The sequence below is a fragment of the Micromonospora sp. CNZ303 genome (genome assembly GCF_004345505.1).
Genome location: NZ_SLVT01000027.1, coordinates 59,609 through 84,410, shown reverse-complemented (window position 1 = coordinate 84,410; position 24,802 = coordinate 59,609). Strand labels below are relative to the sequence as shown.

The 24,802-nt window shown below is 77.0% G+C and carries 2 protein-coding genes; both read right to left on the bottom strand.

The window, feature by feature from the left end; translation table 11 throughout:
* Nucleotides 1-36 precede the first annotated feature (36 nt).
* Nucleotides 37-14,634: a type I polyketide synthase gene (locus EV374_RS29745; RefSeq protein WP_132240476.1), complete on the bottom strand. Its 14,598-nt coding sequence runs from the start codon at nucleotides 14,632-14,634 to the stop codon at nucleotides 37-39.
* Nucleotides 14,635-14,677: 43 nt separating this feature from the next.
* A complete protein-coding gene (locus EV374_RS29740) occupies nucleotides 14,678-24,793 on the bottom strand; it encodes a type I polyketide synthase (protein WP_132240475.1) in 10,116 nt (3,371 codons plus the stop codon).
* Nucleotides 24,794-24,802: the final 9 nt, after the last annotated feature.

The window sequence follows — 24,802 nt, the reverse complement described above, 5'->3', positions numbered from 1 at the left end:
CTCGCTTTCTCGTGACACCACAGGTCCCCGGGCGGCTCAGGAGAGCCCGAGGTCCTGGTCGATGAGGTCGAACAGCTCCTGGTTGCTGGCCACCCGCAGCCGGTCGGCGACCTCGGCGGTCTCCTCCCGGCGTTCCTCGGCGGTGCCGAGCCGTTCGAGCAGGCTGTGCAGCCGCATCGTGATCCGCACCCGGCCGATGTCGTCCGGGTCGCGCAGCGCGAGGGCGCTCTCCAACTGGTCCAGCTCCGCCAGCGTCGGCAGGGCCTCCACCGACGCCTCGCTGAGCAGTTCGGCCCGCAGGTGCTCGGCCAGCGCCTGCGGGGTCGGGTAGTCGAACACCACCGAGCTGGGCAGGCTCAGCCCCGTCGAGCGGGTCAGCCGGCCCCGCAGCTCCACGGCGGTCAGCGAGTCGAAGCCGAGGTCCCGGAAGGGCCGGTTGGCCTCGACGGCGTACGGGCTGTCGTGGCCGATGACCTCGCCGGCGGCGGTGCGGATGAGGTCCACCAGCAGCCGCGCCTGTTCGGCCTGCGACAGCTCGCCGAGCCGCTTGCGCAGCTCGCCGGCGACCTGGTCGCCGTCCTCGGCGTCGGCGCGCGCCGCCGCGGCCTGGGCGGCCACCTCGGCGATCTCGCTGATCAGCGGCCGGGGCCGGGCGGAGGCGAACACCGGCGCGAAGCGGTCCCAGTCGATGTCGGCGACGGTGAGGGCGGTGTCGTCGCCGTCGAGCCCGGCGCGCAGGGCGGCCATCGCCGGTTCCCGGTCCAGCAGGGACACCCCGCGCCGGCTCATGGCCGCCGCGTGCGCGTCGGTCACCATGCCGCCGCCGGCCCACGGTCCCCAGTTCACCGAGAGGTGCCGGGGACCCCCGGCCGGCCGGGACTGCGCCCAGGCGTCCAGGAAGGCGTTGCCGGCGGCGTACGCGCCATGGTCGCCGACGCCCCAGACGGCGGCGATGGAGGAGAAGTGCACGACCAGGTCGAGCGGCTCCGGGTCGAGGAACTCGTCGAGGTGCCGGGCGCCGGCGATCTTGCCGGAGACGACGTCGGCGAGTTCCGCCCCGGTCACCGCGGCGACCGGGTTGAGCCGGCCCACCCCGGCGGCGTGCACCACCGCGTGCACGCTCTCGCCGTCGGAGCGCAGGCCACGGACCAGCTCGGCGACCGCGTCCCGGTCGGCCAGGTCGCAGGCCAGCACCCGGGCCTCGGCACCGAGGGCGGCCAGTTCCGCCACCGCCTCGTCCGCGCCGGGGGCCGCCGCGCCGCGCCGGCTGACCAGCAGCAGTCGCCGCGCGCCGTGCCGGGCGAACCAGGCGGCGGCGTACCGGCCGACGGCGCCCGTACCGCCGGTGACCAGGACGGTGCCCGGCGCCTGCCAGTCGGCCGCCGCCTCGGCGCGGGGCGCGCGGGCCAGCCGGCGCAGGTACGTGCCGGAGTCGCGCACCGCGAGCTGGTCCTCGTGCCCGGCGGCGGTGAGCGCCGCCAGGACGTGCTCGGCAGCGGCCGGGGTCAGGGTCTCGGGCAGGTCCAGCAGCCCACCCCAGTGCCGGGGGTGTTCCAGCGCGGTCACCAGGCCGAGGCCCCACGTGGTGGCCTGGGCGGGGCGGACGACGGGGTCGCCGTCGGCGGTGGCGACGGCCTGCCGGGTGAGCAGCCACAGCGGCACCGGGGGCAGGGCGTCCGTGACCGCCTGCACCAGGGCGAGGTTCGCGGTCAGGCCCAGGGGCACGGCGGGGTGGTCGGGCTGCGGTCGCTCGTCGAGGGCGAGCAGCGACACGATCCGGGTCGGCGCGGCGCCGGCGAGCTGCGCGGCGAGCGCCGTGCGGTCGGTCGTGGCCGGGTCGACGGCGAGCTGCCGCACGGTGCCGCCCCGGGCGGTGACGAGCTCGGCGAGCCGGTCGACGACCGGCTGGTCCGTGCCGCTGTGGACCAGGGTCCACGTGCCGTCGACGGCACCCGGGGCGAGGGCCTGCGGACGCCAGGTGACCCGGTAGCGCCAGCCGCCGGCGAGGGTGTCCTCCTGCTGCTGGCGCCGCCACCGGTCCAGGTCCGGCAGCAGTTCGCGCAGCGGCCGGTCCGCGTCGAGGCCGAGCCGGCCGGCGAGCGCGTCGCCGTCGCCCGACGCCACGGCCCGCCAGAACGCCGAGTCGACGTCGTCGGGCGCGGCGGCGGGGGTGTGCGCCGGCGCCGCGTCGAGGGTCGGCCAGAACCGCTGGTGGTCGAACGCGTACGTGGGCAGGTCCACGGGGCCGGCGCCGGGCAGCAGCCGCGACCAGCGGACGGCCACGCCGTGGCAGTGCAGTCGGGCCACCGCGCCGAGCAGGGTGGCCACCTCGTCCTGGCCGGGCCGCTGCACGCCGGTCACCATGACCGGGGTGTCCGCCGGCAGCGCGTCGGCGGTCAGGGCGGTCAGCACGGTGTCCGGCCCGATCTCCAGGAACCGGGTCACCCCGTGGGCGTGCAGGTGGGTGACGGTGTCGGCGAAGCGGACCGCCTCGCGGACGTGCCGGACCCAGTAGTCGGGGGTGCAGAGCTGCTCGGCGTCGATGACCGCGCCGGTCAGGTTCGACACCAGCGGCACCGTCGGCGGGGCGTACGACAGGGTCGCCGCCACGGCCGCGAAGTCGGCGAGCATCGGCTCCATCAGCGGGCTGTGGAAGGCGTGGCTGACCCGCAGCCGCTTCGTCCGCACGCCGAGGCCGGCGAAGTGGTCGGCCAGCCCGGTCAGCGCGTCCTCGGCTCCGGCGACGACGACGGCGGCCGGCCCGTTCACGGCGGCGACGGCGACCTGTCCCGACGTGCCGTCCAGCGCCCGCAGCACGTCGACCTCGGGCGCGGCGACGGCGAGCATCCCGCCGCCGGCGGGCAGGGCCTGCATCAGCCGGCCCCGGTTGCCGACGAGCGCGCAGGCGTCGGGCAGGTCGAGCACCCCGGCCACGTGGGCCGCGCTGATCTCCCCGACGGAGTGCCCGGCCACGAAGTCGGGCCGGATCCCCCACTGTTCGAGCAGCCGGAACAGCGCCACCTCGACGGCGAAGAGCCCGGCCTGGGTGAAGGCCGTCTGGTCGAGCAGGTCGGCCCCGGCGGTGCCGGGCTCGGCGAAGAGCACCGTGCGCAGCGGCCGCGGCAGGTACGCGTCCAGGTGCTGGCACGCCTCGTCGACCGTCGCGGCGAAGACCGGGAACGTCTCGTACAGGCGACGGCCCATCCCGGCGTGCTGGGCGCCCTGGCCGGAGAAGAGCGCCGCCAGCGCGCCGCCGGGCTCGGCGACGCCCCGGGCGAGTCCCGGGTGATCCTCGCCGGCGGCGAGTGCCCGCAGGCCGGCGAGGGCCGCGTCGGCGTCTGCGGCGAGCAGCACCGCGCGGTGCCGCAGCGGGGAGCGTCCGGTGGCCAGTCCCCGGGCCACGTCGGCGGCGGGCGTCGCGGTGCCCGGCAGCCAGTCGGCCAGCCGGGCCGCCTGGGCCCGCAGGCTGCCGGCGGTGTCGGCCGAGACGACCCAGGGCAGCACCGGCGGTCCGTCGGCCGGCCGGGGCGTCCCGGTGTCGGCCGGCGCGGCGGCGGGCGCCTGTTCGAGAATGACGTGCACGTTGGTGCCGCTGACCCCGAACGACGACACGCCGGCCCGGCGCGGCCGGTCGGCCTCCGGCCACGGCTGCGCCTCGGTCAGCAGCGCGACCGCGCCCGCCGACCAGTCCACGTGCGGCGAGGGCTCGTCCACGTGCAGGGTGGGCGGCAGCAGGTCGTGCTGGAGCGCCATCACCATCTTGATCACGCCGGAGACGCCGGCGGCGGCCTGGGTGTGGCCGATGTTCGACTTGACCGAGCCGAGCAGCAGCGGCCGGTCGGCGGGCCGGTCCCGCCCGTACGTGGCCAGCAGCGCCTGCGCCTCGATGGGGTCGCCGAGGCGGGTGCCGGTGCCGTGCCCGTCGACGGCGTCCACGTCGGCGGCGGTCAGCCGCGCGTTGGCCAGCGCCTGGCTGATCACCCGCTCCTGCGCGGGCCCGTTGGGGGCGGTCAGCCCGTTGCTGGCGCCGTCCTGGTTCATCGCCGACCCGCGCACGACGGCGAGGATCCGGCGGCCGTCGCGCTGGGCGTCGGAGAGCCGCTGCAACATCACCAGGCCGACGCCCTCGCCCCAGCCGGTGCCGTCGGCGGCCCCGGCGAACGACTTGCACCGGCCGTCGAGGGCGAGCCCCCGCTGCCGGGCGAACTCCAGGAACGGGCCGGGGGTGGCCATCACCGTCACCCCGCCGGCGACGGCGACGTCGCACTCGCCCTGCCGCAGGGACTGGCAGGCCAGGTGCAGCGCCACCAGCGACGACGAGCAGGCGGTGTCGACGCTGACGGCGGGGCCCTGCAACCCGAAGTGGTAGGCCAGCCGACCGCTGATGACGGCGGCGACGTTGCCGGTGGCCTGGTAGCCCTCGGTCTCGACCCGGGCGGCCATCAGGAGCGTCGCGTAGTCCTGGCCGTTGGTGCCGACGAAGACGCCGGTGTTGGTCTCCCGCATGTCGGCCGGCGCGGTGCCGGAGCGCTCGAACAGCTCCCAGGCGCTCTCCAGCAGCACCCGCTGCTGCGGGTCCATCACCATCGCCTCGCGCGGGGAGATGCCGAACAGGGCGGCGTCGAAGCCGGCGGCGTCGGTGAGGAAGCCGCCCTCCCGGACGTACGAGGTGCCGGGCCGGTCGGGATCGGGGTCGTAGATGGCCGCCAGGTCCCAGCCCCGGTCGGTCGGGAACTCCGCGATGCCGTCGCGCCCCTCGGCGACGAGTCGCCACAGGTCCTCGGGGCCGGCGACGCCGCCGGGGTAGCGGCAGCTCATCGAGACGATGGCGATCGGCTCGTCCAGCGCGGTGGCGGCCCGCACGGGCTCGGCCGCCGGGGTGTCGTCGCCGGTGAGCCGGGTCGCCAGGTGTTCGGCGAGGGCGTCGGGAGTCGGGCGGTCGAAGACCAGGGTCGCCGGCAGGTTCAATCCGACCGCCTCGGCGAGCCGGTTGCGCATCTCGACGGCGCTGAGCGAGTCGAAGCCGATCTCCCGGAACGACCGGTCCGCCGCCAACGCCTGCGGCGAGGACAGGCGCAGCACCGCCGCCGCGTGGACCCGTACGAGGTCGAGCAGGACGCGGCGCCGTTCCGGTGCGGCGAGTCCGGCCAGCCGGCCGCGCAGCGGCGAGGCCGCGTCGGGCGCGTCGCCGTCGCGCTGCCCGGCGGCGAGCAGCCGGGCCGCCTCGGGGACGTCGGCGATCAGCGGCCGGGGGCGGGCCAGCGTGTAGGTCTGGAGGAACCGGTCCCAGGCGATGTCCGCCACGGTGAGGGTGGTGTCGCCGTGGTCGAGCGCCTCGGCCAGGACGGAGACCGCGAGGTCGGGGCGCATGGCCCGGACGCCCGAGCGGAACATCTGGTCGGCGGCGCCCTCGGCGTCGACCATGCCGCCGCCGTCCCAGGTGCCCCAGGCGATGGCGGTGGCGGCCCGGCCGCGCCGGCGCCGGTCCTCGGCGAGCGCGTCGAGGAAGGCGTTGGCCGCGGCGTAGCCGCCCTGGTGCCCGCCGCCCCAGACGCCCGCGCCGGAGGAGAAGAGCACGAACGCCGACAGCTCGTCGCCGCACACCTCGTCGAGGTTGACCGCGCCGGCCACCTTGGCCCGCAGGGCGTCGGCGAGGTCGGCCACGTCGGTGGCCGCGACCGGTGCGGCGTGGGCGACGCCGGCGGTGTGGAACACGGCCCCGATGCGGGTGCCCTGCCCGGCGAGCCGCTCGACGAGGGCCCGCACGGCGGCGGGGTCGGCGACGTCGCAGGCGGCCACGGTGACGGTGGCGCCGGCGGTGCGCAGTTCGTCCGCCAGTTCGTCGGCGCCGGGCGTGGCGGGGCCCTGGCGGCCGGTCAGCACGAGCTCGCCGACGCCCTCGCGGGCCAGCCAGCGCGCCACCTGGGCCCCGATCGACCCGAGGCCGCCGGTGACCAGGACGGCGCCGCTGGCGGGACGCCAGTCCCCCGTCGCGGTGCGCTCGGCGCGGGCCCGGACCAGTCGCCGGGCGAACACCCCGGAGGGGCGCAGCGCCAGCTGGTCCTCGGCGTCGACGCCGGCCAGCACCGCCACGAGGCGGCCCCGGTCCCGGGCGTCCAGCTCGGTGGGCAGGTCGACGAGGCCGCCCCAGCGGTCCGGGTGTTCGAGGGCGACCACCCGGCCGAGGCCCCAGAGCATCGCCTGGCGGGGGCGGTCGAGCGGATCGGCCCGGCCGGTGGAGACCGCGCCGGTGGTGGCGCACCACAGGGGAGCGGTGACACCGGCGTCGCCGAGGGCCTGGACCAGGGCGTACGTGCCGGCGAGGCCCGCCGGCACCACCGGGTGGGCCGGGTGCGCGACGTCGTCCAGGCCGAGCAGGGAGAGCACGCCGGCGACGGCTCCGGTACGCGCCAGCCGCTCGGCCAGCGCCTGCCGGTCCGTCTCCGGCACGTCGATCCGGACGACCTCGGCCCCGCCCTCGGTGAGGGCCCGGGCGACGCCGTCGGCCAGGGGGCGCGCGGCGCCGTCCGCCGGCACCAGCAGCAGCCAGGCGCCGGAGAGGGTGGCCTCCGGCGCGACGGTCACCGGTTTCCAGGTCACCCGGTAGCGCCAGGAGTCCACGGTGGACTCGTCGCGGCGGCGTCGGCGCCACGAGGAGAGCAGCGGCAGCGCGGGGTCGAGGGACCTGGCCGCCGTCTCGTCGATCCGCATTGCGGCGGCCAACGCCTGCGGGTCGGCGCGTTCCACGGCCTCCCAGAAGTGCCGGTCCGCCTCGTCCTGGCCGGCGGGGGCGGGGCCGGTCGTGACCTGCGGCTGCGGCCAGTACCGCTGGCGCTGGAAGGCGTACGTCGGCAGCTCCACCGGCGGGCCGGTGCGGGCGCCCAGGATGGCCGTCCAGTCCACGGGCACGCCGTGCACGTGCAGCCCGGCGAGGACGGTCAGCATCCGGGGCCAACCGCCGGCGTCGGTGTCGGCGGCGGCCACCACGACGGCGTCGGCGGCCTGCGCGGTCTCCCGCATCCGGGCGGCGAGCACGGGCCCGGCGGCGGCCTCGACGAGGACCTGGTGGCCCTCGTCGAGCAGGGCGCGCACGACGGGGTCGACGTCGACGCCGTCGGCCAGCCCCCGGTACCAGCGGGCGGCGTCGAGGCCGTCGGTGTCGACCCGTCCGCCGGTCACGGCCGAGTACAGCGGCACCTCGGCCGCCCCGAGGGTGGTCCCGGCCAGCGCGTCCGGGTCGGCGTCGGCCCGGCTGCCGAGGGCGATCGTCCTCGCCGCGTCCTCCAGCGACAGCGCGCCGGCCACGCAGGCGGCCGCGACCTCGCCGTGGGCGTGCCCGACCACGGCGGCGGGCCGGACGCCGAGCGAGCGCCACCAGCGGGCCAGCGAGACCGCCACGGCCCACCGGACGGGGTGCGTCACCCGGGGGTCCGTCGCGGGCGGGGCGCCGTCCGCGCCGCGCAGCACGGCGGTGAGCGACCAGTCCACGTGTGGTGCGAGGGCCGCCTCGCAGGCGGCGATCGCGGCGGCGAACTCCGGCGACCGGTCCAGCAGCTCGACCGCCGTGGCGGGCCACGGGTCGCCGTGACCGGGGAAGACGAGGACCGGGTCACCGCCGCGCAGCGCGGTGCCGGTGACCGTGTCGGGGGTGGCCTCGCCGAGGCGGAGCGACTCCAGGGCCCGCGTCAGGCCGACGGTGTCGCGGCCGAGGACGACGGCGCGGTGCCCGAACGCTGCCCGGGTGGTCGCCAGGGCGTGCGCGACGTCGGCCGGTTCCAACTCCGGGTGCGCCGCGAGGTGCGCGCCCAGCCGGGCCGCCTGTTCGCGCAGCGCCGGGGCGTCCACGGCGGAGAGCACCAGGGGTACGACGCCGGCGCGCGGACGGTCGGCGGCGCGTGCGTCGATCGGCTCGGCGGGCGGCTGCTCGATGATCACGTGCGCGTTGGTGCCGGAAATGCCGAACGACGACACCGCCGCCCGGCGCGGCCGGTCCACGGCCGGCCACGGGGTGGGCTCGGTGGTGAGGGCCACCGCCCCGGCCGTCCAGTCGACGTGCGGCGACGCCTCGTCCACGTGCAGCGTCGCCGGGACGACGCCGTGGCGCATCGCCATGACCATCTTGATCACACCGGCCACACCGGCAGCGGCCTGCGTGTGCCCGATGTTCGACTTCACCGACCCCAGCAGCAGCGGCCGGTCGACGGGACGCTCCTGCCCGTACGTGGCCAGCAACGCCTGCGCCTCGATCGGGTCACCGAGGGTGGTGCCGGTGCCGTGCGCCTCCACGGCGTCCACGTCCGCCGGCGTCAGGCGGGCGTTCGCGAGGGCCTGGTGGATCACCCGCTGCTGCGACGGACCGTTCGGCGCCGTCAGGCCGTTCGACGCGCCGTCCTGGTTCACGGCCGTGCCCCGCAGCACGGCGTGGATGCGCCGGCCTTCCCGCTGGGCGTCGGAGAGGCGCTGCACGAGCAGCACGCCGACGCCCTCGGACCAGCCGGTGCCGTCGGCCGACGCCGCGAACGACTTGCACCGGCCGTCGGCCGACAGGCCACGCTGACGGGAGAACTCGATGAACGTCCCGGGCGTCGCCATCACCGTCACACCACCGGCCAGCGCCAGATCGCACTCACCGGAACGCAACGCCTGCGCCGCGAGGTGCAGCGCGACGAGGCTGGAGGAACAGGCGGTGTCGACGGTGACGGCCGGGCCTTCGAGGCCGAACGTGTAGGCAACCCGCCCGGACAGCACGCTGCCCGAGTTGCCGGTGCCGACGTAGCCCTCGACCTCGCCGGCCAGCTCCATGAGCTGCGACGCGTAGTCGTGGTACATGACGCCGGCGAAGACACCCGTGCGGCTGCCCCGCAGCCGCGACGGGTCCAGCCCGGCCGACTCGAACGACTCCCAGGACGCCTCCAGCAGCAACCGCTGCTGCGGATCCATCGCCAGGGCCTCGCGCGGCGAGATCCCGAAGAACGCGGGGTCGAACTCGCTGGCGCCGTACAGGAAACCGCCGTGGCGCGTGTACGACGTGCCGGGGTGGTCGGGGTCGGGGTCGAACAGGCTGTCCAGGTCCCAGCCCCGGTCGGTGGGGAACTCCCCGATCCCCTCCCCGCCGGCGGCCAGCAGCGCCCACAACTGGTCGGGCGTCTCGACGCCGCCGGGGTAGCGGCAGGCCATGCCGACGATGGCGAGCGGCTCGTCGACCCGGGTGGTGGTCCGCGCGCCCGGAGCGGCGGTGCCGCCGGCTGCGCCGGCCAGTTCGGCGTGCACGTGGGCGGCGAGCGCCTGGGGCGTCGGGTAGTCGAACACCAGCGTCGAGGGCAGCCGGAGGCCGGTGGCCGCGTTGACGCGGTTGCGCAGGTCGACGGCGGTGAGCGAGTCGAAGCCCAGCTCCCGGAACGCCCGGTCGGCCGGCACGGCCTCCGCGCCGCCGTGCCCGAGCACCTGCGCGACGAGGCCGCGTACCAGCACGTCGATCTGGGCCCGCGCCTCGTCGGCGGCGAGGCCGCTGAGGCGGGTCGCCCAGGTGGTGCCCTGTCCCGCCTGGCGGCGTGTCGTGGTCGTACCGATCAGGTTGCGGAGCATCGGCGGCACCAGGCCGGCGCCGGCCGCGGCCCGGAGGGCGGCCAGGTCGATCACGGCGGGTACCAGGGCCGGCCGGTCGGCGGTTAGGGCGGCGTCGAACAGCCGCAGCCCGGTCTCGGCGCTCATCGCGGTGACGCCGCCCCGGGTCGATCGCGCCCGGTCCGCCTCGTCGAGGGACGCGCCCATGCCGGGCGTGTCCCACATGCCCCACGCCAGGCTGACCGCCGGCAGGCCGAGCTGCCGCCGATACACCGCCAACCCGTCCAGGAACGCGTTACCCGCCGCATACGCCGACTGACCCGGCGAACCCAACACACCCGCCACCGACGAGAACACCACGAACAGATCCAGCGCGAGAGACGACGTCGCCTCGTGCAGGAACCAACCCGCCGACACCTTCGGCGCCAACACCCCCGCCAGACGCTCCGCCGTCAGCCCCTCCACGACACCGTCGTCCAGGACACCGGCCGTGTGCACCACACCCGCCAGCCGGCCCCCGGCGGCGACCTCGGCCACCAGCGCGAACACCTGATCCCGGTCCGTCACGTCACACGCGACCACCCGCACCGACGCACCCAGCGCCGACAACCGCTCCGACAGCTCACCAGCGCCTACGGCCTCCGGGCCACGCCGCGACACCAGCACCAGCGACCGCACCCCGTGCACCGACACCAGGTGCTCAGCGACCAGCGCCCCGAGCGCACCCGTACCACCGGTCACCAGCACCGCACCGGCACCGACCGCCGGCGTCTCCACCGACGCCGGGGCGACCGCGCGCACCAGACGCGGCACGAACACCCCACCCGCACGCACGGCAACCTGACCGCCGAAGGCCACCGGTTCGTCGGCCACTGCCGCCAGGACGGCCAGCAGCCCGGCGTCCACGTCGCCGTCGACGTCCGCCAGCACGATGCGACCCGGATGCTCCGACTGCGCCGAACGCAGCAGACCCCACACCGCCGCAGCACCCAGATCCGTCACCCGGTCCTCGGCACCCACCGACACCGCGCCCCGGGTCACCACCACCAGCCGCGACTCCGCCAACACGTCCGCCGCCAGCCAGGACCGCACGGTCGCCAGCACCGCCGTGGTCGCCGCGCGTACCGCCTCGGGGTCGTTGTCGGCGGCGGCGTCCTCGTCGTGCGCCTCGCCGTGGACCGGGAGGGTCTCCGTCCCGGCGTGGTCGGGTCGGCACAGGCTGCCCGCCGGCACCAGCAGCAGGCGCGGCGTCACGCCCGACGGCCCGGCGGACGCGGTCACCGCCTCGACGTCGGCGTACGCCGGCAGGTCGGCGGCGGCGGGCGAGCCCACCAGCGCCCACCCGGAGACGTCCCCGGCCGGGGTGACCTCCTGGGCCTGCCAGGCGACCTCGAACAGCGACCGGGCCGACGCGTCCGGAGACGACGACACCCCGGTCAGTTCCCGCAGCGCCAGGGAGTCCACCGACACCACTGCCGCGCCCGACTCGTCGCACGCGACCAGCCGCACCGCCGAGCCCGTACGCGACAGCCGCACCCGCAGCACCCGCGCGCCCGAGGCGTGCACCTGCACACCCTCGAACGCGAACGGCACCCGCGCCCCGCCCGAACCCTCCGTACCCGGCAGCAGCCCGATCGGGTGCAGGGCGGCGTCCAGCAGGGCCGGGTGCACCCCGAAGCGCGCCGCCTCCGTCGCCGCCTCGTCCGGCAACGCCACCTCGGCGAACACCTCGTCGCCGCCGGTCGTCCACACCCGGCGCAGCCCCCGGAACACCGGCCCGTACGTCAGGCCGTGCTCCGCCAGCGTCGGGTACCAGCCCGCCACGTCCAGCTCGGACGCGCCGGTCGGCGGCCACTCCCCCAGGCTCGGCTCGTCGGCCGTCGCCGGCTCCAGCGCACCCTCCGCGTGCCGGACCCACTCCGGGTCGACGGCCTCCTCCGGCTGGGAGTGCACGGTCACCGACCGGGTGCCCGACTCGTCGGCCGCGCCGACGCGCACCTGCACCCGCACCGCGCCCGCCTCCGGCAGCACCAGCGGCGCGGCCACGGTCAGCTCCCGCACCCGCGACGCGCCCACCTCGTCGCCCGCCCGCACCGCCAGCTCCACCAGGGCGGCGCCCGGCACGATCACCACGCCGGAGACCGAGTGGTCGGCGAGCCACGCGTGCGTCGACGTGGACAGGCGACCGGTCAGCACCACCATGTCCTCGCCGGCCACGGAGACGGCCGCGCCGAGCAGCGGGTGCCCGGCCGCGCCGAGGCCGGCCCCGGAGACGTCCGTCCAGCGGCCCGCCGGCTCCAGCCAGTAGCGCTGGTGCTGGAAGGCGTACGTCGGCAGGTCCAGGTGCCGGCCGCCGGCCCGGTCGAGCAGGTCGGCCCAGCCGACGGTCACACCGTGCACGTGCAGCAGCGCGAGGGCCTCCAGGAGGGCCTGCGGCTCGGGCCGGTCGTGGCGCGACACCGGGGCCAGCAGGGGCGCGGTGTCGTCCTCCGCCCGCTCGGCGAGGCAGTTCTGGGCCATGGCGGTCAGGACGCCGTTCGGCCCCACCTCCAGGTAGGTGTCGACCTCCTCGGCGCCCAGGCAGTCGACGGCGTCGGCGAAGCGCACGGTGCCGCGTACGTGGCGCACCCAGTAGCCCGGGTCGCAGAGCTGGTCGGCGTCGGCGACGCGGCCGGTCAGGTTCGACACCACCGGGATCGTCGGCGGCCGGAACGTCAGCCCCTCGGCGACGGCCGCGAACTCGGCCAGCATCGGGTCCATCCGGGCGCTGTGGAAGGCGTGGCTGACCCGCAGCCGGCGGGTCTGCACGCCGCGCTCGGACCACACCCGCTGCACCTCGTCGAGGGCCTCGACGTCGCCCGCCACCACCACGGCGGCGGGGCCGTTCACGGCGGCCACGTCCAGCCGGCCGGTCAGCCCCGCCAGGGAGGCGGCAACGGCGGCCTCGTCGGCCGCCACGGCGAGCATGCCGCCGCCCGCCGGCAGGGCCTGCATGAGCCTGCCGCGAGCGGTGACCAGCGCGCACGCGTCGGCCAGGGAGAGCACGCCCGCCACGTGCGCCGCCGCGATCTCGCCGATGGAGTGCCCGGCCACCAGGTCCGGCGCGACACCGAGCGACTCGACGAGCCGGAACAGCGCCACCTCGACGGCGAACAGGCCCGCCTGGGTGAAGACCGTCTGGTCCAGCAGCTCCGCCTCGGGCGTGCCCGCCCCGGCGAACAGCACCTCGCGCAGCGGGCGCGGCAGCAGCGGGTCCAGGTGCCCGCACGCCTCGTCCAGGGCTGCGGCGAAGACCGGGAAGGCCGCGTACAGCTCGCGACCCATGCCGGCGCGCTGCGCGCCCTGGCCGGAGAAGAGGAAGGCCACCCGGCCGCGCGGGGCCGACGCGCCGGTGGTGACGGTGCCGGTCGGCTCGCCGGCGGCGAGGGCCCGCAGCCCGGCGAGCAGGTCGTCCGCGTCGCCGGCCAGGACGACCGCGCGGTGTTCGAGCCCCGCGCGGTTGACCGAGGAGGCCGCGACGTCCACCGGGCGCAGGGAGTCGACGCGGGCGAGGTGGTCGGCCCAGCGGCCGGCCTGCCCGGCCAGCGCCTCGGGCGTACGGGCGGAGAGGAACACCGGGGCGAGCGGGAGCGTCACCGGCGCGTCGGCGGCGGACGGGGCCTCGTCCGTGGACGGGGCGTCGTCGACGGGCGCCTCCTCCAGGATGACGTGCGCGTTCGTACCGCTGATGCCGAACGACGACACGGCGGCCCGGCGCGGCCGGTCGGTGGCCGACCACGGGCGCGCCTCGGTCAGCAGCGACACCTGCCCGGCGGACCAGTCGATGTGCGGGGACGGCTCGTCGACGTGCAGGGTGGCGGGCATGGTCCGGTGCCGGATCGCCTCGATCATCTTGATCAGTCCGGCGGCGCCCGCGGCGGCCTGGGTGTGGCCCAGGTTCGACTTGACGGAGCCCAGCCAGAGCGGCCCGCCCTCGCCCCGGTCCTGCCCGTACGTGGCCAGCAGCGCCTGCGCCTCGATCGGGTCGCCGAGGGTGGTGCCGGTGCCGTGCGCCTCGACCACGTCGACGTCGGCCGGGGACAGCCGGGCGTTCGCGAGGGCCTGCCGGATCACCCGCTCCTGCGACGGGCCGTTCGGGGCGGTGAGCCCGCTGCTGGCGCCGTCCTGGTTGACGGCGCTGCCCCGGACCACGGCGAGGATGCGCCGGCCGTCGCGGCGGGCGTCGGAGAGCCGCTGCAACAGCAGCACGCCGACGCCCTCGGACCAGCCGGTGCCGTCGGCGGCGGCGGCGAACGACTTGCACCGGCCGTCCGAGGCCAGGCCCCGCTGGCGGGAGAAGTCGGCGAAGGTGCCCGGGGTGGACATGACCGTCACGCCGCCGGCGAGCGCGAAGTCGCAGTCGCGCTGGCGCAGCGCCTGCGTCGCGAGGTGCACGGCGACCAGCGACGACGAGCAGGCCGTGTCGACCGTGACCGCCGGGCCCTCCAGCCCGAAGGTGTACGCCACCCGCCCGGACACCACGCTGCCGGAGTTGCCGGTGCCGATGTAGCCCTCGACGCCGTCGGGCAGGTCCAGCACCCGCGACGCGTAGTCGTGGTACATCACCCCGGCGAAGACGCCGGTCCGGCTGCCGCGCAGCCGCTGCGGGTCGATGCCGGCGTGCTCGAACGCCTCCCAGGAGGTCTCCAGCAGCAGCCGCTGGTGCGGGTCCATCGCCAGGGCCTCGCGGGGGCTGATGCCGAAGAAGCCCGGGTCGAACTGCGGCGCGTCGTAGAGGAAGCCACCCTGGCTGCTGGTCGACGTGCCCGGGTTGTCCGGGTCGACGTTGAAGAGCCGCTCCAGGTCCCAGCCCCGGTCGGCCGGGAAGTCGCCCACCCCGTCGCCGCCCCGGTCGACGAGGTCCCACAGCTCCGCCGGGCTGGACACGCCGCCCGGGAACCGACACGCCATCCCGATGACGGCCATCGGCTCGCGGTCCTTGGCCTCCACCTCGCGCACCCGCCGACGCGCGTCGCGCAGGTCGGCAGTCGCACGCCGGAGGTAGTCGAGGAACTCTGCCTCAGTGGGCATCGGGCCACTCCGTATCGGGGTTCGAGGTGTGCGACATGCCGGATCAGGCCGAGCCGAACTCTTCGTCCAGCAGGCTGAAGATCTCCTCGGCGGAGGCCGACTCGAGGCTGGCGCCCTCGTCGGCGGCGGAGTCCGCACCGGACTCGGTGTAGGTCCACAGGGAGAGCAGTTCACGCAGCCGGGCACCGACGGCGGCCCGGTCGGTGTCGGCGGAGGCCACCGCCCGCATGGCGTGCTCCAGCTTGTTCAGCTCGCCGAGCACCGTCAGCGCGGACGTGCTCCGCTCCGCCAGCAGCGCGCCCCGCAGGTACTCGACCAGCGCGGCCGTGGTCGGCCGGTCGTAGATCAGCGTGGACGGCAGCCGCAGCCCGGTGGCCGCGTTGAGCCGGTTGCGGAACTCGACGGCGGTCAGCGAGTCGAAGCCCAGCTCGACGAAGCCGCGCTCGACGTCGATCGAGCGGATCGACGCGTAGCCGAGGACCGCGGCGGCGTGGGTGCGGACCAGGTCGGAGAGCACCTGGTCGCGGTCGGCCTCCGCCGTGGCGGCGAGGGTCTCCCGCAGCGCCTCGGCCGGATCGCGTTCGGCGGCCCGTACCGCGCCGGTCGTCGCCGGCCGGACCAGCGACCGCAGCACCGGCGGCACCGCCGCCGGCCCGTGCCGGCCGATCAGAGCCAGGTCCAGGTTGACCGGTACGACCACCGGCTCGGCGAAGCGCAGCGCCTCGCTGAACAGGTCCATGCCCTCGTCGGCGCCGAGCGGGACGAAGCCGCCCCGGTTCATCCGGGCCTCGTCGACGTGCCCGGTCTGGCCGTCGCCGGTGTCGTTGACCCACGGTCCCCAGGCCAGCGAGAGCGCCGGGAGTCCCCGGTCGCGCCGGTGCTGGGCGAGGGCGTCGAGGAAGCAGTTCGCCGCCGCGTGGTTGGCCTGCCCGGGGCCGCCGAAAAGGCCGGCCGCCGAGGAGAAGAGCACGAACGCGGCCAGGTCCAGCTTCTCGGTCAGCTCGTGCAGGTGCCAGGCCGCGTCGACCTTCGGGCGCAGCACGGTGTCGAAGCGGTCCGGGGTGAGCGCGGGCAGGACGCCGTCGTCGAGCACCCCGGCCGCGTGCACCACGCCGGTCAGCGGCAGGTCGGCGGGGAGCTGGTCGACCAGCAGTGCGAGCGCCTCGCGGTCGGTGACGTCGCAGGCGACCACCCGGGCGGTGGCGCCCAGTCCGGCCAGCTCGTCGACCAGCGCGGCGACGCCCGGGGCGTCCGCCCCGCTGCGGCTGACCAGCAGCAGGTGCCGTACGTCGTGGCGGGTCACCAGCCGCCGCGCCACGAGCCGCCCGAGCAGGCCGGTCGCCCCGGTCACCAGGACGGTGCCGGCGGCCAGGTCGGGGCCGGACGCCTCGGCCGGAGGCGGGCCGAGCCGGGTCAGCCGGGGCACCCGGAGCTGGCCGGCGCGTACCGCGAGCTGGGGTTCGCCGGTGGCCAGGGCCGCCGGCAGCAGCGCGGCGGCCGAAGCGTCGTCGTCGACGTCGAGGAGCACGACCCGGTCGGGGTTCTCCGACTGGGCGGAGCGCAGCAGGCCCCAGGCGGTGGCGGCCGGCACGTCGGCGATCCGCTCGTCCGGGTCGACCCGGACCGCGCCGCGGGTGACCACCACCAGCCGGGCGGCGGTGAGGGATTCCTCGGCGAGCCACTGCTGGGCCAGCGCGAGCATGCGGTGGGCGACCCGGTGCGCCTGGGCGGCGGGGTGCGGCTCGTCGGCGGCCGGTCCGGCGCAGGTCACCAGCACCGCGTCGGGCACCGGAGCGCCCGCGCGCACCTCGGCGACCAGCGCGGAGAGGTCCGGGTGCCGGTCGGCGCCGGGCCAGTCGTCGCCGAGGGCGACGAGCCGGGACGTGCCGTCGGCGCGGCCGGTGGCGGGGGCGACCCAGTCGAGGCGGTGCAGGGACCGGCTGGCCGACCGGCGGGCGGCGCTGAGCTGCTCGCCGGAGATGGGCCGCAGGACCAGACCGTCGACGGAGGCGACCGGGGTGGCGCCGGTGTCGGTGATGGTCAGGGCCACGGACGAGGCGTCGGTGGCGCGCAGCCGGATCCGCAGCTCGCGGGCGCGGGTGGGCCGGATGGTCACGCCCGACCAGGTGAACGGCAGGCCGGGGCGGATGTCGGGGCCGCCCTCGGTGCCCGACGCGCCACCGGCGGGGTCGCTGGCGGTGGCGTCGGTGGCGCCGGCCGTGGCGCTGGCGCCGATGGCGTGCAGCGCCGCGTCCATCAGGGCCGGGTGCACCGAGAAGGCCGTGGTGTCGGTGGACGCGTCGGCGTCCAGGGCGACCTCGGCGAGGATGTCCGGGCCCGACCGCCAGGCGGCGCGCAGCGCCCGGAAAGCGGGGCCGTAGTGGTAGCCCTGGGCGGCGAGCCGGGCGTAGAGCCCGTCGAGGGCGATCGGCTCGGCGTCGGCGGGCGGCCACACGGCGGCCGGAGCGGGCTCCGGGTCGACGGTGTCGGCGAGTTGGCCGGAGGCGTGCCGCTGCCAGGCGCGGGAACCGTCGGCTCCGGTGTCGTCGTCGCGCCGGGTGTGGATGGCGACGGGCCGGTGCCCGGTCTCGTCCGGCGGGCCGACACGGACCCGCAGGTCGATCCCTCCCCCGGTGGGGATCGCCAGCGGCGCCTCCAGGTTCAGCTCGGCGACGGTCGCCGCGCCAGCCTGCCGGCCGGTCCAGGACGCCAGCTCCACCAGCGCCGTCCCGGGCAGCAGCACCGTGCCCAGCACGGCGTGGTCGGCCAGCCACGGGTGGGTGGCGAGGGTGATCCGGCCGGTGAACAGCAGCCCCTCGTCGCCGGGCAGGTCGACCACCGCGCTGAGCAACGGGTGGTCGACGACGTCGAGGCCCACGGCCGGCAGGACCGAGCGGTGGGCGCCGGTGCGCTCCAGCCAGTAGCGGTTCCGGTCGAAGGCGTACGTGGGCAGGTCGACCGGCTCGGCCTCGGGCAGCAGCCGGCGGTGGTCCACCGCCAGACCGAGGGTGTACGCGGTGGCGAGGCCGGTCAGCAGCCGGGTGGCGGCGTCGTCCGACCCGGCGAGGGTGCCCAGGACGTGGCCGGTGACGCCGGTCGCGTCGAGGACGGCGGCGACCCGGTCGGTCAGTGCCGGCTCCGGCGAGATCTCCACGAAGGTCACGTGTCCGGCCGCGACGGCGGCGCGCAGGGCGGCGTCCAGCTGCTCCGCTCCCGTGTCCCCGCCGGCTGCCGGTTCGGCGGCCGACGGACCACCGGTCCCGAGCACGGCCCAGTGGTCGACACCGAGGCGGGCCGGGTCGGCCCAGTCGCCGGTGAGTGTGGAGGCCAGCCGGGCGGTCCCCGGCTGCGGCGCGATCCCCGCCAGGCCGGCGCGGAGACCCTCGGGGTCCAACTCGCCGGCGGCGGCCCGGGCCCGCAGCGCCACCGTCCGGGCGGCGTCGGACAGGGACAGCAGGCCCGCCACGTGGGCGGCCACGACCTCGCCGTCGCCGTCGCCGACGACCGCGGCCGGGGTGAGCCCGGCGTGCCGCCAGACGGCGGCGAGCGCCACCCCGACGGCGAACCGCACGGGCCGGGCCAGCTCCGGCCGCTCGCCCCAGGAGGCGTCCGCGCCGGTCAGCAGGGCGGCCGGGTCGACGTCGACCCAGGGGGCGAGGGCCTGCCGGCACTCGGCGAGGGCGTCGTCGAAGACCGGGCAGCGGCCCACGAGTCCGGCCGCCGCGCCCGCCGGGGCGGCGCCCGGGAAGACGAACACCGGGCCGGCGCCGTGGTTGGCGACGGTGCCGGTCAGCACGTTGCCGGCCGGGGTGCCGGCGGCGAGCGCGTCCAGGCCGGCCAGCAGCTCGCCGGGGGTCGCGCCGAGCACCGCGGCGCGCCGGTCGAACGCCGAGCGGGTCGCGACGAGGGACCAGCCGACCGCCGCCGGGGCGAGCCCGGGGTGGGCCCGCAGGTGCCGGGCCAGCCGGGACGCCTGCGCGGCCAGGGCCGAGGTCGAACGGGCCGAGACCGGCCACACCACCACGTCGGTGGCGACCAGCCCGGCGGCGCGTTCCCGCGCCTCCGCACCAGCGGCCGGCGGCGTCGGGGCGTCGGCCGCCTCGGCGTCGGCGGGCGCGTCGGTGGGCAGCTCGACGACCACGTGGGCGTTGGTGCCGGAGATCCCGAACGAGGAGACCGCCGCGCGGCGGGGCCGGTCGACCGCCGGCCACGGCCGGGACCGGGTCACCAGCTCCACGTCGCCGGCCGACCAGTCGATGTGCGGCGACGGCTCGTCCACGTGCAGCGTCGCCGGGACGGTGCCCTCCCGCATGGCCAGCACCATCTTGATCACGCCGGCCACGCCGGCGGCGGCCTGCGCGTGGCCCATGTTCGACTTGACCGAGCCCAGCAGCAGCGGGCCCGCGTCGCCCCGGTCCTGCCCGTACGTCGCCAGCAGCGCCTGCGCCTCGATCGGGTCGCCGAGGACGGTGCCGGTGCCGTGGGCCTCGACGACGTCCACGTCGGTGACCGCCAGCCGGGCGCTGGCGAGCGCCTGCCGGATCACCCGCTGCTGGGAGGGGCCGTTGGGGGCGGTCAGGCCGTTCGACGCGCCGTCGGAGTTCACGGCGGAGCCGCGTACGACGGCGAGGACGCGGCGGCCCTGCCGCTGGGCGTCGGAGAGCCGCTGCACGAGCAGCATGCCGACGCCCTCGGACCAGCCGGTGCCGTCCGCCGTGGCGGCGAAGGACTTGCACCGCCCGTCGGAGGCGAGGCCGCCCTGGCGGGAGAACTCCTGGAACGCCGTGGGGGTGGCCATCACGGCCACGCCGCCGGCCAGCGCCAGGTCGCACTCGCCGCGCCGCAGCGCCGCCCCGGCGAGGTGCAACGCCACCAGCGACGAGGAGCAGGCGGTGTCGACGGTGACGGCGGGTCCCTCCAGCCCGAGGGCGTACGCGACCCGGCCGGAGATCACGCTGTGCGCGGCGCCGGTCATCAGGTAGCCCTCGACGCCCTCGGGGACCTCGGTCAGCCCGGTGCCGTAGCCGGAGGTGGAGGCGCCCACGAAGACGCCCGTGCGGGTGCCGCGCAGCGTCGCCGGGTCCACTCCGGCCCGCTCCAGCGCCTCCCAGGACGTCTCCAGGGCGAGCCGCTGCTGCGGGTCCATGGCGAGGGCCTCGCGGGGCGAGATCTCGAAGAAGGCGGGGTCGAAGTCCGCCACGTCGTAGAGGAAGCCGCCCGCCGGGGGGTGCGTCCCCTCCGCCGGCTCGGGGATCTCCCAGCCCCGGTCGGTGGGGAACGGCGAGATGGCGTCCACCCCGTCGGCGACCAGCCGCCAGAACGCCTCCGGCCCGTCGACGCCGCCCGGGTAGCGGCAGGCCATCCCGACGATCGCGACGGGCTCGTCGGCGTCGACGACGACGGTCTGCGGGGCGTCGGCCGGGGCGGCGCCGGAGACCAGCTCGCGCAGGTGCGCGGCCAGTTCGGCGGGGGTGGGGTAGTCGAAGACCAGCGTGGTGGGCAGCCGCAGGCCGGTGGCCGCGTTCAGCCGTCCCCGGAAGTCCACGGCGGTCAGCGAGTCGAAGCCGAGGTCCTTGAACGGGCGTCCGCGCAGCTCGTCGGGCGTGGCGTGCCCGAGCACCGCTGCGGTCTGCTCGTTGACCAGCCGCAGCAGCTCCCGCTCCTGCTCCGCCGCCGGCAGCGCCGCGAGGTGACGCAGCGGCGCGGCGACCCCGCCCGTGGGCGCGGCGGCCTCCTCCTCCTGCGCGACGAGCGCCCGCACCTGCGGCACGCCGCCCAGGAACGGGCTGGGCCGGGCCACGGTGAACGCGGGGTGGAACCGGGTCCAGTCGACGTCGGCGACGGTCACGCAGGGCGTGGGGCGGCGCAGCGCCCGGTCGAGCGCGACGAGCGCCTTCTCCGGGTCGATCGGCGGCAGGCCCATCCGGTTGAGCTGCTCGGTGGCCACGTTCTCGGCGGCCATGCCGTGTTCGCCGCCCCAGGCCGTCCAGGAGACGGCGGTGGCCGGCAGGCCCCGGTCGCGCCGGTTGACGGCCAGGGCGTCCAGCAGGGAGTTGCCGGCGCCGTAGGCGCACTGCCCGGCGCTGCCCCACACGCCGGAGATGGAGGAGAACATGACGAACGCGCCGAGGTCGCGCTCGGCGAGGCAGGCGTCGAGATGCAGGGCGCCGAGCACCTTGCCCGCGACGACGTGGGAGAACTCGTCGAGGGTGGTGTCGGTCAGTGGGGTGAGCTGGTCGGTGCCGGCGGCGTGCACGACCGCGGTCAGGTCGGGCAGCGCGTCCACCAGTTCCGCCACGGAGCTCCGGTCGGTGACGTCGCAGGTGGCGACGGTGACCCGCCCGTCGGCGCCGTACCGGTCGAGCAGGTCCGCCACGCCCGGGGCGGCGGTGCCCCGGCGGCTGGCCAGGACCACCCGCCCGGCGCCACGGCCGAGCAGCCAGCGGGTGACGTGGCCGCCGAGGGCACCGGTGCCGCCGGTGACCAGGACGGCGCCGGAGCACCAGTCCCCGGCGGAGGGCTCGTCCGCCGCGGGCGGGGCCGGGGTGAGCCGGCGGGCCCAGGTCCCGCCGGGCCGCACGGCCACCTGGTCCTCGCCGACGTGACCGGCCAGCACGGCGGCGAGCCGCCGGGTGGTGGCGTCGTCGACGGTGGCCGGCAGGTCGACCAGGCCGCCCCAACGGTGCGGCTGCTCGACGGCCGCCGCGCGGCCGAGGCCCCAGACCTCGGTCTGCAACGGGTGCGCGACCCGGTCGCCCGGGGCCGCCGCCACCGCGCCGCTGGTGACGCACCACAGCGGCGCCACCAGGTCCAGGTCGGTCATCGCCTGGACCAGGGCCAGGGTGCTGGCCGCGGCGAGGGTCACCCCGGGGTGCTCGGCCAGCAGCCGGTCCTGGCCGGCGACCACGGCGAGCACGCCGTCGACCGGCCGGCCGTCGAGGATGTCCCGCAGCCGGGCGGCGAGCGCCGCGCGGTCGAGGTCCGCCGCGCCGACGCGCAGCACCAGCGGCTCGTCGTCGCCGAAGAGCCCGGCCAGGCCGTCGGCCCACGCCGGCGCGTCGTCGGCCGGCAGCACGACCAGCCAGCGGCCCGCCGGGCCGTCGCCGTCCCCGACCGGCACGGGCTGCCAGGTCACGTGGTACGACCAGCCGTCCACCAGCGAGCGTTCCCGCCGGGAGCGGCGCCAGGAGGTGAGCACGGGCAGGGCCGGCAGCAGCGCCCGGACCTGCTCGTCGTCGTCGCCCAGCTCACCGCGCAGCGTGTCGGCGTCCGCCTGCTCCAGGGCGGTCCAGAACTCGTCGTCGCCGTCCGCCGCCACGCTGTCGGGGGCGGCGGGCGGCGGCTCGGGCCAGAAGCGCTGCCGGCGGAAGGCGTACGCGGGCAGGGGCACCCGCGCGGTGTCGGCGCCGGCGAACAGCTCCGCCCAGCCGACCTCGACCCCGCCGACGTGCAGCTCGGCGAGGGCGTTGAGGGCGGAGGCGGGCTCGGGGCGGTCGCGGCGCAGCAGCGCCACGGCGGCGGTGTCGTCGTCGGCGCCAGCGGCGGTCAGGACGTCGCGGGCCAGCGCGGTGAGCACGCCGCTGGGGCCGACCTCCAGGAACGTACGCACACCGAGGACGCGCAGCTGGTCGACGCCGTCGGCGAACCGGACGGCCTCCCGCACGTGCCGGACCCAGTAGTCGGCGGTGCGGATCTCGTCGGGGTCGGCGACCGTGCCGGTCAGGTTGGACACGATCGGCAGCGTCGGCGGGTGCAGTTCCAGCCCGCGCACCACGGCGGCGAACTCGGCGAGCATGGGTTCCATCAGCGGGCTGTGGAAGGCGTGGCTGACCCGCAGCGGCCTGGTGCGTACGCCCTGGTCGGCCCAGCGGCGTTCGAGTTCCTCGACGGCGTCGGCCGCGCCGGAGACGACCACGGCGGTGGGCCCGTTGACGGCGGCCACGGCGACCCGGTCCTCGACGCCGGCCAGGGCGGCCCGGACGGCGTCGGCGGGGAGCTGGACGGCCAGCATCGCGCCGCCGGCCGGCAGGGCCTGCATCAGCCGGCCCCGGGCGGCGACGAGGGTGGCGGCGTCGGGCAGCGACAGCACGCCGGCCGCGTGCGCGGCGGAGAGCTCACCGATCGAGTGGCCGAGCAGGACGTCCGGGACGATCCCCCAGCTCTCCAGGAGCCGGAACAGCGCGACCTCGACGGCGAACAGGCCGGCCTGGGTGTAGAGGGTCTGGTTGAGCAGCCCGGCGGCCTCGTCGCCCTCGGGCGCGAAGAGCACCGGCGTGAGCGGGCGGGGCAGGTGCCGGTCCAGCTCGGCGCAGACCTCGGCAAGCGCCCGGCCGAAGACGGGGAACGCGGCGGCCAGCTCACGGCCCATGCCGCTGCGCTGCGCGCCCTGGCCGGAGAAGAGGAACGCGAGCTTGCCGCCGCGCGGGCCGGCGCCGGTGACCAGGCCCGGGGCGTCGCCGCCGGTGGCGAGCGCACGCAGGCCGTCGGCCAGGCCGGCGCGGTCGGCGGCGAGCAGCACGGCCCGGTGTTCGAGGCTGGCCCGGGTACGCGCCGACGACCAGCCGACGTCGGTCAGCCGCAGCTCGGGGCGGCCGTCGAGCCATTCGGCCCAGCGGGTCGCCTGCGCGGCCAGGGACTCGGCGTCGCGGGCGGAGACCAGCACCGGCACGAGGCCGGCCCCGTCGACGCAGGCGGTGTCGGCGGCGGCCGGCACGGTGCCCGCGTCGGTCTCGGCGGCGGCACCGTCCGGGGCGTCCACCGCGGCCGGGTCGGCGGCGGGCGCCTCCTCGATGATCACGTGGGCGTTGGTGCCGCTCATGCCGAAGGAGGAGATGCCCGCGCGGCGGGGCTGCTCCCCGGCGGGCCACGGCTGCGGCTCGGTCGCCAGCGACACCGCCCCGGCCGTCCAGTCCACGTTGGGGGTGGGCGCGTCGACGTGCAGCGTCGCCGGCACGGTCTCGTGCCGCAGCGCCATCACCATCTTGATCACCCCGGCCACGCCGGCGGCGGCCTGGGTGTGCCCGATGTTCGACTTGACCGAGCCGAGCCAGAGCGGCCGGTCCGGCTGCCGGCCCTGCCCGTACGTCGACAGCAGCGCCTGGGCCTCGATGGGGTCGCCGAGGGTGGTGCCGGTGCCGTGCGCCTCCACGACGTCGACCTGCTCGGGCGCGAGCCGGGCGCTGGCCAGCGCCTGGAGCACGACCCGCTGCTGGGACGGTCCGTTGGGGGCGGTCAGCCCGTTGCTCGCGCCGTCCTGGTTGACCGCGCTGCCGCGTACGACGGCGAGGACGGGGTGGCCGTTGCGCCGTGCGTCGGAGAGCCGCTCGACGAGCAGCAGGCCGACCCCCTCGCCCCAGGCGGTGCCGTCGGCGGCGGCGGCGAACGACTTGACCCGGCCGTCCATGGCCAGGCCGCGCTGGCGGCTGAAGCCGATGAAGGCGGACGGGGTGGACATGACGGTGGCCCCGCCGGCGAGCGCCAGGGTGCACTCCCCCTGCCGCAGCGCCTGGCAGGCCAGGTGCAACGCGACCAGCGACGACGAGCAGGCGGTGTCGACGGTGACGGCGGGGCCCTCGATGCCGAGCGCGTACGAGATCCGGCCGGACACGACGCTGGCCGCGGTGCCGGTGAGGATGTAGCCCTCGGTGCCGGGCGGCGGCTGCTGGAGCAGGCCCACGTAGTCCTGGCCGGTGGTGCTGGCGAACACCCCCACCTGGTGGCCGCGCAGCGCCGAGGGGTCGAGCCCGGCGTGCTCGAACGCCTCCCAGGCGGCCTCCAGCAGCAGCCGCTGCTGCGGGTCCATGGCGAGCGCCTCGCGCGGCGAGATGCCGAAGAACGCGGCGTCGAACTCGGTGGCGGAGTCGATGAAGCCGCCCTCGGCGACGTACGACGTGCCGGGGTGGTCGGGGTCCGGGTGGAACAGCCGCGCCAGGTCCCAGCCACGGTCGGCGGGGAACGCGGAGAAGGCGTCGCGGCGGGAGTCGACGAGCTCCCACAGCTCCTCGGGCGAGCCCACCCCGCCCGGGAACCGGCAGGCCATGCCGACGATGGCGATCGGCTCCCGGTTGGCCGCCTCAAGCTCGCCGAGCTTCCTCCTGGTCTGGTGAAGGTCCGCCGTCACCCATTTCAGGTACTCCCGGAGCGTATCTTCAGTCGCCATTGACGCCAC

Bases quoted from the DNA above. Each gene is read 5' to 3' on its own strand.
- EV374_RS29740 (WP_132240475.1), bottom strand. From the start codon at position 24,793: ATGGCGACTGAAGATACGCTCCGGGAGTACCTGAAATGGGTGACGGCG.
- EV374_RS29745 (WP_132240476.1), bottom strand. From the start codon at position 14,634: ATGCCCACTGAGGCAGAGTTCCTCGACTACCTCCGGCGTGCGACTGCC.